Source organism: Microbacterium sp. P2_F9 (assembly GCF_056403635.1).
Window position 1 is genome coordinate 1 of the sequence record NZ_JBFUFC010000132.1, and the last position, 10,506, is coordinate 10,506.

Annotated in this window: 7 protein-coding genes and 1 pseudogene; 5 read left to right on the plus strand and 3 right to left on the minus strand. The window is 69.8% G+C overall.

Features of this window, described 5'->3' with window-relative positions:
• The 4 genes and pseudogenes from AC1DVT_RS13635 to AC1DVT_RS13650 all read left to right on the plus strand — a co-directional run.
• Positions 1-266: pseudogene (locus AC1DVT_RS13635) on the plus strand (DNA-3-methyladenine glycosylase); the annotation flags it as partial.
• Positions 263-757: a methylated-DNA--[protein]-cysteine S-methyltransferase gene (locus AC1DVT_RS13640; protein ID WP_477389599.1), complete on the plus strand. Its 495-nt coding sequence runs from the start codon at positions 263-265 to the stop codon at positions 755-757. The pseudogene AC1DVT_RS13635 and the gene AC1DVT_RS13640, both read left to right, overlap by 4 nt.
• A gap of 336 nt (positions 758-1,093) precedes the next feature.
• On the plus strand, positions 1,094-2,947 hold the full coding sequence (locus AC1DVT_RS13645; protein WP_477389600.1) for an ABC transporter ATP-binding protein: 1,854 nt from the start codon (positions 1,094-1,096) through the stop codon (positions 2,945-2,947).
• Positions 2,944-4,761 carry an ABC transporter ATP-binding protein gene (locus AC1DVT_RS13650; protein ID WP_477389601.1) on the plus strand — a complete coding sequence of 606 codons (1,818 nt, stop codon included), beginning with the start codon at positions 2,944-2,946 and terminating at the stop codon, positions 4,759-4,761. Before AC1DVT_RS13645 ends, AC1DVT_RS13650 begins: the two co-directional genes overlap by 4 nt.
• A gap of 271 nt (positions 4,762-5,032) precedes the next feature.
• Here AC1DVT_RS13650 and AC1DVT_RS13655 read toward each other — a convergent pair whose 3' ends face one another.
• Positions 5,033-5,485 (minus strand): GNAT family N-acetyltransferase, encoded by a 453-nt coding sequence (locus AC1DVT_RS13655; protein WP_457100061.1) that lies wholly within the window; start codon positions 5,483-5,485, stop codon positions 5,033-5,035.
• A gap of 145 nt (positions 5,486-5,630) precedes the next feature.
• On the opposite strand from AC1DVT_RS13655, the gene AC1DVT_RS13660 reads away from it, so the two are divergent.
• Complete coding sequence (locus AC1DVT_RS13660; RefSeq protein WP_477389602.1) at positions 5,631-7,850, plus strand: NADP-dependent isocitrate dehydrogenase; 2,220 nt, start codon at positions 5,631-5,633, stop codon at positions 7,848-7,850.
• A gap of 63 nt (positions 7,851-7,913) precedes the next feature.
• Here AC1DVT_RS13660 and AC1DVT_RS13665 read toward each other — a convergent pair whose 3' ends face one another.
• Together AC1DVT_RS13665 and AC1DVT_RS13670 are read right to left on the minus strand one after the other, a co-directional pair.
• Positions 7,914-9,908: a beta-galactosidase gene (locus AC1DVT_RS13665; RefSeq protein ID WP_477389604.1), complete on the minus strand. Its 1,995-nt coding sequence runs from the start codon at positions 9,906-9,908 to the stop codon at positions 7,914-7,916.
• Positions 9,908-10,506, minus strand: a 599-nt coding sequence (locus AC1DVT_RS13670; RefSeq protein WP_477389605.1) for an N-acetylglucosamine kinase, incomplete at its 5' end; no start/stop codon positions are given. The genes AC1DVT_RS13670 and AC1DVT_RS13665, both read right to left, overlap by 1 nt.

The window sequence follows — 10,506 nt, forward strand, 5'->3', positions numbered from 1 at the left end:
GGATCGGCCCCTGGACCGCCGACTACGTGCGCATGCGTGTGCTCGGCGATCCCGACGTGTTCCTGCCGGGCGACGTCGCCGTGCGCGCCGGCGCCGCCGCCATCGGAATCCCGTCCGATCCGGTGGGGCTGACGGAATGGGCCGCGCGCACCGCGCCGTGGCGGTCGTACCTCACCGCGCACCTCTGGCGGGCGGTGCCGCCGCGTGCCGCATCCGCCGCGGCAGGCGGCGTCAAGACACACCCCTCGAAGGAGCAGACAGCATGACCGCCACGATCCAGACCATCGACACCCCCGACGGCGCGTTCACGATCATCGCCGACGACCGCGGCCGCGTGCTCGCCTCCGGCTGGACCGCCGACGCCGAGGCTGCGCGACTGCGCATCCACCCGCGCCTACGCCCCGAGACGGTCGTCGAGGGGGAGACGGATGCCGCGGCCGCGGTGCGCGCCTACTACGAGGGCGACGTCTCGGCGATCGACGCCGTGGCCGTCGCGCAGGACGGCACCCCGCTGCAGCAGCGCGGCTGGGCCGCACTCCGGCGCATCGTGCCCGGCGCCCCGCTCAGCTATGCCGGTTTCGCCGAGGCGCTCGGGCAGCCGAGCGCGGTGCGCGCCGCGGCATCCATCTGCGCCCGCAATGCGCCGGCGCTGTTCGTCCCTTGCCACCGCGTGCTGCGCTCTGACGGGACGCTCGGCGGCTTCGCTTGGGGCCTCGACGTCAAGCGCGCGCTGCTCGCGCGCGAAGCGGCCGCCTGACCGCGACCCCTGCCGAACGCGGAGATTTTTCGGCTTGCATACAGCTGGCTCCCAGGTCTATTCTGGAGGGCTGTCGCGCGTCCGCGCCGCAACCCGTCGATCCGAGGAGGAAGCCATGTACCAGGCAATCATCGCCATCAAGCCGGTCGACTTCGCCCCCACGACGGCGCACCTCGCCGGGGGTCTGCTCTCCTGAGCGCCGTCGCGGATCCGGCATAGCCCGGGCTCCGCGAGCGTTTCCTCCGACAGACCGGTTCACCGGCCACCTGTGCCATTCGCACGCCCMACCAGTTTTCCGCCGCGAAGCCGCGGCATCCGTCACCCCCTGCAAGGATCATGACTCCCACCGCCTCGCCCCCTCGTCTTTCCACCCTCCGCGCGCTGGCGCGGCTGCTGCCGTTCGCCAAACCGGTGCTGCCGCGCCTGACCATGGGCGCCGTGAGCGCCCTCGGTGCGGCGCTCGTCGCCCTGTCGATCCCGCTCGTGCTGGAGGTCGTCGTCGGCGGTCCGGTCGCGTCGGGCGACCTGGCCCAGATCCTGCTCGGCGCGGGCATCATCCTGGCGCTCGGGCTCGCGGAGGCCGGCCTCGTCTGGGCCCGCCGCTGGTTCGTGCTGACGCCGGCTACCCGTGTCGAGTACGAGCTGCGCACGACCTTCTACCAGCGCCTGCAGCGGCTGCCGGTCTCGTTCCACGACCGGTGGCAGTCCGGGCAGCTGCTGTCGCGGATGATGCAGGACATCAGCCTCATCCGCCGCTGGCTCGCCTTCGGCGTCATCCTCCTCGTCGTCAACATCATCACGATCTGCGTGGGCTCGGTGCTGCTGTTCCGGTGGCACTGGCTGCTCGGGACGATCTTCCTGGCCTGCTCGCTGCCGATCTGGTACGTGGGCTACCGGTTCGAGAAGCGCTACGGCGCGCTGGCGCGCCAGAGCCAGGACCAGGCGGGCGACCTCGCCACCTCCGTCGAAGAGAGCGTCCACGGCATCCGCGTGCTCAAGGCCTTCGGCCGGGGCAAGCACGCCCTGATGAAGTTCACCCAGCAGGCCGAGACCCTGCGTGAGACCGAGCTGGGCAAGGCTCGCGCGGTCGGGCTCGTCTGGTTCTGGCTCGTGGTGCTTCCGGACGTCGCGTTCGCGCTCTGTCTGGCGGCGGGCATCGTGCTGAACGTGCTCGGTCAGCTCACCGTGTCGGAGCTGTTCGCGTTCTTCGCGATGGCGACTGTCCTGCGCTGGCCGATGGAGTCGATCGGGTTCCTGTACTCGTTCCTCCTCGATGCGCGCACGGCGACCGACCGCATCTTCGAGGTCTTCGACGAGCAGAACACGATCATCGATGCGGAGACCCCGGTCACGATCGCGGAGCCGCACGGCGCGCTCACCTTCGAGGGTGTGCACTTCCGCTACCCGGATGCCCCGGCTTCGCAGCGCGATCTGCTCAACGGCATCGACCTCGTCCTGCAACCCGGCGAGACGATGGCCCTGGTCGGACTCACCGGGTCGGGCAAGACCACCCTCACCACGCTGCCGACGCGCCTGTACGACGTCACCGCCGGGCGCGTCACCCTCGACGGGGTCGATGTGCGCGACCTGACGCTCGGCGAGCTGCGCTCGCACGTGTCGATGGCCTTCGAGGACGCCACGCTGTTCTCGGCATCCGTCCGTGACAACGTCCTGCTGGGGCGCGATCTCGAACCCGGCAGCGCCGAGGCCGAGGCCGTGCTGCGCGAAGCGCTGGACGTCGCCCAGGCCGGTTTCGTGGACGACCTGCCGGACGGCGTCGACACCGTGATCGGCGAAGAGGGGCTCTCGCTGTCGGGTGGCCAGCGACAGCGCCTCGCGCTCGCTCGCGCCGTGGCGGCCAAGCCCGCCGTGCTCGTGCTCGACGACCCGCTGTCGGCGCTCGACGTCGACACCGAGGCCCTCGTCGAAGAGGCGCTGCGCCGGGTGCTCGCCGACACGACCGCGCTCATCGTCGCGCACCGTCCTTCGACGGTGGCCCTCGCCGACCGGGTGGCGCTGCTCGAGGCCGGTCGCGTGACCGCCGTCGGCACCCACTCCGACCTGCTGCGCACGAGCGAGCACTACCGCTACGTCATCTCCAGCCTCGAGATCGCCGCCCGTGCGGCCGGTGAGTCTGTCGACGACGAACAACCTGATCTGCGCGAGCGGGAAAGGGAGGTGACCCTGTGACCACGGCAACAGTGTCCGGCACCACGGGCGAAGACCGCTCCGACTACACCAAGGTTGAGAGCAAGCAGATCCGCGCGCGTTCGCTGCGCCTGCTCGGGTCGCTCCTGAGCCCGCAGAAGTGGCAGCTCGTGCTGGCCCTCTCGGTGCTCGTCGTCTCGACCGCGCTGCGGGTTCTCGGCCCCGCGCTGATCGCGTATGGCATCGACACGGCGCTTCCGGCTGCGGTCGAAGAAGCGGATTGGATGCCGGCCGCCATGGTCGTCGGCGTCTACCTGATCTCGGCGCTCGGTGGGGCAGCCCTCATCGGCTGGTACGTCGTCGTGGCGGCCCGCCTCACGCAGGCCGTCATGCTCGACCTGCGCAAGCGCATCTTCCTGCACACCCAGCGGCTCAGCCTCGAGTTCCACGAGTCGTACACGTCCGGCCGCATCATCTCGCGCCAGACGAGCGACCTCGACTCGATCCGCGAACTGCTCGACGGCGGACTCAACGAACTCGTGTCGGGCATCCTCTACGGCGGGTTCACGCTCATCGCGCTCATGCTCCTGGACTGGCAGAGCGGCATGGTGCTCGTCGTCATGGCGCTGCCGCTGTGGCTGCTCATGCGCTGGTTCTACACGCGCTCGCAGCTCGCCTACCGCGAGTCGCGCACCGTCAGCGCGAAGGTCATCGTGCACTTCGTCGAGACGATGACGGGCATCCGCGCCGTCAAGGCGTTCCGCAAGGAGTCGCGCAACGACGAGGAGTTCGGCGAGCTGTCCAGCCAGTATCGTGAGGTCAACCTCCGCTCGATCCGCCTGTTCGGCACGTTCGAGCCCGGCCTCATCGCGGTGGCGGCGTTCTCGACAGCGCTCGTCGTGCTGTGGGGCGGCATCCGCGTCGCCGAAGGCTCGCTCGAGGTCGGCGTTCTGCTCGCCGCGGTGCTGTACGTCCGCAACTTCTTCTCGCCGCTGCAGGAGGTGGCGTTCTTCCTGAACTCCTACCAGTCCGCGACCGCGGCGCTCGAGAAGGTGTCGGGCGTGCTCGAGGAAGAGCCCACCGTGCCCGATCCCACCCGCCCGATCGACCTGTGGAAGGCGCGCGGCGCGCTGCGGTTCGAGGACGTCACCTTCGGGTACAGCGAGGACCGGATCATCCTGCCCGACTTCCGCCTCGACATCCCGGCGGGTCAGACCATCGCACTCGTGGGGACGACCGGTGCCGGCAAGTCGACGCTCGCCAAGCTCGTCTCGCGCTTCTACGACCCCACCAGGGGCCAGGTGACGCTCGACGGCGTCGACCTGCGGTCGCTGCATCCGAAGGATCTGCGTCGGGCGATCGTCATGGTCACCCAGGAGGCGTACCTCTTCAGCGGCACGGTCGCCGACAACATCGCGCTCGGCAAGCCGGATGCGACGCTCGACGAGATCAGGGCCGCCGCACGGGCGGTGGGAGCGGATGCCTTCATCCAGGAGCTCCCGGACGGCTACGGCACCGACGTCAACAAGCGCGGCGGCCGCGTCTCAGCGGGGCAGCGTCAGCTGATCTCGTTCGCGCGGGCGTTCCTCGCCGATCCGGCGGTGCTGATCCTCGACGAGGCGACGGCGTCGCTCGACATCCCGAGCGAGCGGCTCATCCAGGACGCGCTGCAGACCCTGCTCGCCGACCGCACCGCGATCATCATCGCCCACCGGCTCTCCACCGTGGCGATCGCCGACCGGGTGCTCGTGATGGAGCATGGCCGCATCATCGAGGACGACACTCCCGAGACCCTCATCAGCGGCACCGGCAAGTTCGCGCAGCTGCATGCGGCGTGGCGGGAGTCGCTCGTCTGATCGTCTGAGAGCGGATGCCGCGGCCCGGCCACGACCGCCGGCCGCGGCATCCGCTTCGTCGTCGTTCGCGCTGCCGAAACCGCCACTCGCGGTTGATGCGTTCGGGCGCGTGTGGCGGTTTCGACCGCGCGCGCATCGGGGCGTCGGGCGCGACCATAGTCAGGACCAGTGGCAGCACTCGCGGAGAAAGGCGACGGGGTCTCGATGGGGGAGGGGAATTCGAGGCCCCGCCGCCGGTCTGAATGCCGGCGCCCGGGTGAACGGGCGGCGGCTAGATCCGGATCTCCGCGATGACCTCACCGTATTCGGTCTCACCGACCGCTGTGAAGCCGACGCGCTCGAAGAAGGCCTCCGGCCCGCCCGAACCCGCCTCGTAGATGACGTTCACGTGGCTCATGCCGCGGTCGCGCGCTTCTTCGATGAGCTTCGCGACGGCGAAGCGGCCGACACCGCGGCCCTGATCATCGGCGTCGACGTTGATGCGCCACAGCACCGAACGGAAGTAGTCCTGCGTCGCCTCGAGATCGAAGTTCGCGCTCACGAATCCCACGACGTCGTCGCCGTCGAGCACGACGCGCTGCCACGCCGTGGCGGGATTGGCGACGGTGCCGGCGACGGCATAGGAGATCGGGGCGAGGAACTGCTCCTGGCCTGGTTTGAGCGACATGTTGTTGACCGCCACGATCGTGGCGGCGGACAGTTCTACGAGCCGGAGGTCACCCATAGGGCCAGGCTAGTGGCCAAACCCGATATCCGGCACGCTCGAGTGTCAGCATTAACGTGGATTTCACATGCCGAAGTATCTCGACATCAAGATACTTTCGAGGTGCGATAGTCTGGCATGACGACCCGAAACGAAAGCAGCGCCGGTGACCGACTCGACCATTTTCTATACCCACACCGATGAGGCGCCGGCTCTGGCGACAGCCTCGTTCCTGCCGATCGTGAAGGCAGTGACGCGCACGGCGGGGGTGGATGTCGAAACCCGCGACATCTCGCTCGCGGGTCGTGTGCTCGCGGCGTTCCCGCAGAACCTGACTCCCGAGCAGCAGGTGGGCGACGCGCTCGCCGAGCTCGGGGGCCTCGCCACGCTCCCCGAGGCGAACATCATCAAGCTGCCGAACATCTCGGCCTCGATCCCGCAGCTGAAGGCGGCCATCGCCGAGCTGCAGGCGCAGGGCTTCGACATCCCGGACTACCCGGACGACGCGCAGACGCTCGAGGAGAAGGACGTCCGCGCCCGCTACGACCGCATCAAGGGCTCCGCCGTGAACCCGGTGCTGCGCGAGGGCAACAGCGACCGGCGTGCGCCGCTGTCGGTGAAGAACTACGCGAAGAAGCACCCGCACCGCAACAAGGCCTTCGCCGCCGGGTCGAAGACGCGTGTCGCGACCATGGGTCACGACGACTTCAAGTCCAACGAGCAGTCCGTCGTCATCTCCGCCGACGACGTCCTCACGATCCAGCACGTCGCCGCCGACGGCGCCGTCACCGCTCTGAAGAGCGGTCTCAAGGTGCTGCCCGGCGAGATCCTCGATGCCACGTTCCTGTCGGCCGCCGCGCTCGACGCCTTCCTCGCCGACACGCTCGCCGAGGCCAAGGCCGACGACGTGCTGTACTCGGTGCACCTCAAGGCGACCATGATGAAGGTCAGCGACCCGATCATCTTCGGCCACGTCGTGAAGGCGTTCTTCGCCGACGTGTTCGACACGTACGGCGACAAGATCGCCGAGGCCGGGCTCACCGCGAACGACGGACTCGGCGCGATCCTCGCGGGCCTGCCGTCGGTCGACGGCGGCGCCGAGATCGCGGCCGCGATCACCGCGGACCTCGCCCGCGGCCCTCGGCTCTCGTACACGAACTCCGACAAGGGCATCACGAACCTGCACGTCCCCTCGGACGTCATCGTCGATGCCTCGATGCCGGCGCTGATCCGCAACGGCGGCAAGCTGTGGGGCGTCGACGGCGGCGAGGACGACACGCTCGCCGTCATCCCGGACTCCTCGTACGCGAGCGTCTACCAGACCACCATCGACGACGTGATCGCGCACGGTCCGCTGGATCCGGCCACGATCGGCACCGTCCCGAACGTCGGCCTCATGGCGCAGGCCGCCGAGGAGTACGGCAGCCACGACAAGACCTTCGAGATCGCGTCGGCCGGCACCGTGCAGGTCCTGAACCAGGCGGGCGAGGTGCTGCTCGAATCCGCCGTCGCGCCCGGCGACATCTGGCGCGCCACGCAGACGAAGGATGTCGCGATCCGCGACTGGGTGAAGCTCGCGGTCACCCGTGCCCGCGCGACCGGCTCGCCCGCCGTGTTCTGGCTCGACGAGACCCGTTCGCACGACGCCGCGCTGATCGCCAAGGCGAAGACCTACCTCGCGGAGCACGACACCGAGGGCCTCACCATCGAGATCCTTGCGCCCGCCGCCGCGACCCAGTACTCGCTGGACCGCATCCGCGAGGGCCTCGAGACCATCTCGGTGACCGGCAACGTGCTGCGCGACTACCTCACCGACCTCTTCCCGATCCTCGAGGTCGGCACGAGCGCCAAGATGCTCTCGATCGTTCCCCTGCTCGCCGGCGGCGGACTGTTCGAGACCGGCGCAGGCGGGTCGGCGCCCAAGCACGTGCAGCAGCTGCTCGAGGAGAACTACCTGCGCTGGGACTCGCTCGGCGAGTTCTTCGCGCTCGCCGCCTCGCTGGAGCACCTCGCGACCTTCACCGGCAACGTCAAGGCGCAGGTGCTGGCCGACACGCTGGATGCCGCGACCGGCACGTTCCTCGAGAACGACAAGTCGCCGGGGCGCGCGCTCGGAACGATCGACAACCGCGGCAGCCACTTCTACCTCGCCCTGTACTGGGTGCAGGAGCTGGCCACGCAGGACGCCGATCCGGAGCTCGCGGCCGTCTTCGCGCCGATCGCCGAGACGCTCGCCGCGCGCGAGCAGGAGATCGTCGCCGAGCTCCTCGCCGTGCAGGGCTCGCCGGTCGACATCGGCGGCTACTACCGCCCCGACGCGCAGCTCGTCGAGGCCGTCATGCGCCCGTCCGCGACCTTCAACGAGATCGTCGACAGTATTTCCTGACCGACACGAAAGGAGGGGACGGATGCCGCGGCATCCGTCCCCTCCTTTCATGGTCGAAGCAGCTCAGGGTGCCTCACGGACGACCGCCACCGCCCCTGCGGAGACTGTGAGCACGCCGTCCGCGGAGTCGCCGGTCAGCAGTTCCAGTCCCCTGACGGGAACATCGGCGGCTGCCGCTCCGTGGTTGATCAGGAACAGCCAGGACGTGCCGTCCGCGCAGCGGCGCACAGCCTCCACTCCCGGCACGACGGGCAGCCGCGCCGCGACGCCTGAGGAAGCAACGACCGTGTCGACGAGGGCGCCGAAGCCCTCGTGCACGTCCGCGGACACGTACCACGCGCGCCCGGCGCCGACGCGGCGGGAGGTGATCGCGGGCAGACCGGCCAGCGCACCCTCGGTATAGGCGGCGACGACCTCGGCATCGATCGTACGAATGCGTTCGGTCCAGTCGATCGCGATCGCACCGTTGGACAGCGCGACCCGATCGCCTTCGAGCAGAGGCGTGAACTCCTCGCCGAACACGCCGACGAGGTCGCGGAAGGCGCCGGGGTACCCGCCCGTCCGGATCCGGTTCTCCTCGTCGACGATGCCGGAGAGGTGTCCGACGACGACCGTCGCACCGCGCTCCGCTGCGGCGGAGAGGTCCGCGACCACTGCGTCGGCGACGGCGTACAGCCCGGGCACGATCAGCAGGTCGTACCTCGACAGATCCGCGCCGGGAGCGACGACATCCGGTCCGTGGCCGCGCTCGGAGAGCGCCTCGTGCCACCGCCGGCCCGATCTCTCGAGCGGGTAGTCGTTGAGCGGCTTCTGGCCTTCCTCCCACGCCCACTTGGCGGGGATGTCGGCGACGATCGCGACGCGGGATGCCTCGACCAGACTTCCCGCAACCTCGCTGAGGCCCGCCAGCGTGCGGCCCAGCTGCGTCACTTCGCGCCACTGCCGGGTGTCCGTGCCCGCGTGGGGCACCATCCCGGAGTGGTACTGCTCGACGCCGGACGCCGACGCGCGCCACTGGAAGAAGAGCGCTCCGTCCGAGCCGTGCGCGATGTGCTGGAGGCTGTGGCGGGTCATCTCGCCCGGCGCCTTCGGCGGGTTGCGCGGCTGCCAGTTCACCGCACTCGCCGAGTGCTCCATCAGCAGCCAGGGGCGCCCTCGATCAAGCCCGCGCGCCCGCGAAGCGACGAACGCCAATTCGCGCTCGCGCCGAGGGTCGGCCATGGCGGTGTAGTGATCGATCGCGACGATGTCGAGGTCGTCCACCCAGCCGGCGTAGTCCGCCACGCTGCCGCCGACTCCCAGCATGAGATTGGTGGTGATAGGCGTCGAGACGCCCACCCGCCGGAGCGCGTCGCGCTCGCGCCGGTACTGGTCCAGGAGGGCGTCCGAGCTGAAGCGGTCGAACGCGAGCAGCAGCGRGGGGTTCTGCCCCGACTCGCTGGCGAGCGGCGCGATCACATCGTCGAAGCTGCGGTACCGCAGTCCCCACACGGCGGTGCCCCACGCGCGGTTGAGCTCATCGATCGTGCCGTAGYGCTCGCGCGTCCACTCGCGGAACGCCTTGGACGACTCGTCGCAGTAGCACTGGCGGTTTCCGCCGCCGAGCTCATTGCCGACGTGCCACATCCGCACGGCCGGATGGGCGCCGTAGCGCTCGCCGAGGCGCTCGGCGATCCGCGTGGAGTAGCGGTGCCAGACCGGCTGGCTCGCACACCAGCCGAGCCGACCGCCCTGGTGGAAGCGGACGCCCCGTCGGTCGACGGGAATGATCTCGGGGTGCGCGCGGTGCAGCCACGTGGGCGGCGCCGCCGTCGGGGTGGCCAGGTCGATGCCGATCCCGGCGTCGGCGAGCAGCCCGACGATTCGGTCGAACCAGCCCCAGTCCCACTGGTCGTCGTCGATCTCGACGAACGCCCACGAGAACACGCCGAGCGTCACGATGTTGACGCCGGCTTCCTGCATGAGCGCGACATCCTCCTGCCACACGCTCTCCGGCCACTGCTCCGGGTTGTAGTCGCCGCCGAAGAGCAGACGAGTCGTCTGCAGATTCGTCGCCATCACGCTCTCGCGCTGTGCACGCCGGCGGAGAGCGGATGCCCCGGCGGGAGATCTGCGAGTGCCACAGCCCCGTCGATGCCTTCGCCCTGGGGCGCGACGAGCGTCATGACGGCGCCGTGCGCGCCGCCGAGCAGCGCGGCCGAGAACGCGCTCTGGAGCAGCCGCGAGCGGAAGACGCCGCCGATCGCGCACACCACGAGGTGATCGTCGGGAAGTGCCACCCTGCCGATCGCGGTCGACACACTGAGCGCGAGCTGCTGCCCCGCCGCCTCGGTGATGGTCAACGCGACTGGGTCGCCATCTTCCGCCAGCCGCGCGACGTCGGCGGCGAGAGACGCGACCACCCGTACCCGATCGTCGGTGGCCTGCAGTGCGATGTAGGCCTGATCCAGCTGTGGCCAGCGTTCGCGCACGACGTCGACGAGCGCGGTGTCCGGTCCCCGGCCGTCGTAGCCGCGCATGACCGCGTCGAGCGCTTCGCGACCGATCCAGTACCCGCTGCCGGCGTCGCCCATGATGTGGCCCCAGCCGTCGACGCGGGCGATGGCGTCGCGTCCGACGGCGAGGGTGACCACGCCGGTTCCGGCGGCGACGACGG

Coding starts and splice junctions, on each gene's coding strand:
- AC1DVT_RS13640 (WP_477389599.1), top strand. CDS start 263: ATGACCGCCACGATCCAGACCATCGACACCCCCGACGGCGCGTTCACG.
- AC1DVT_RS13655 (WP_457100061.1), bottom strand. CDS start 5,485: ATGGGTGACCTCCGGCTCGTAGAACTGTCCGCCGCCACGATCGTGGCG.
- AC1DVT_RS13645 (WP_477389600.1), top strand. CDS start 1,094: ATGACTCCCACCGCCTCGCCCCCTCGTCTTTCCACCCTCCGCGCGCTG.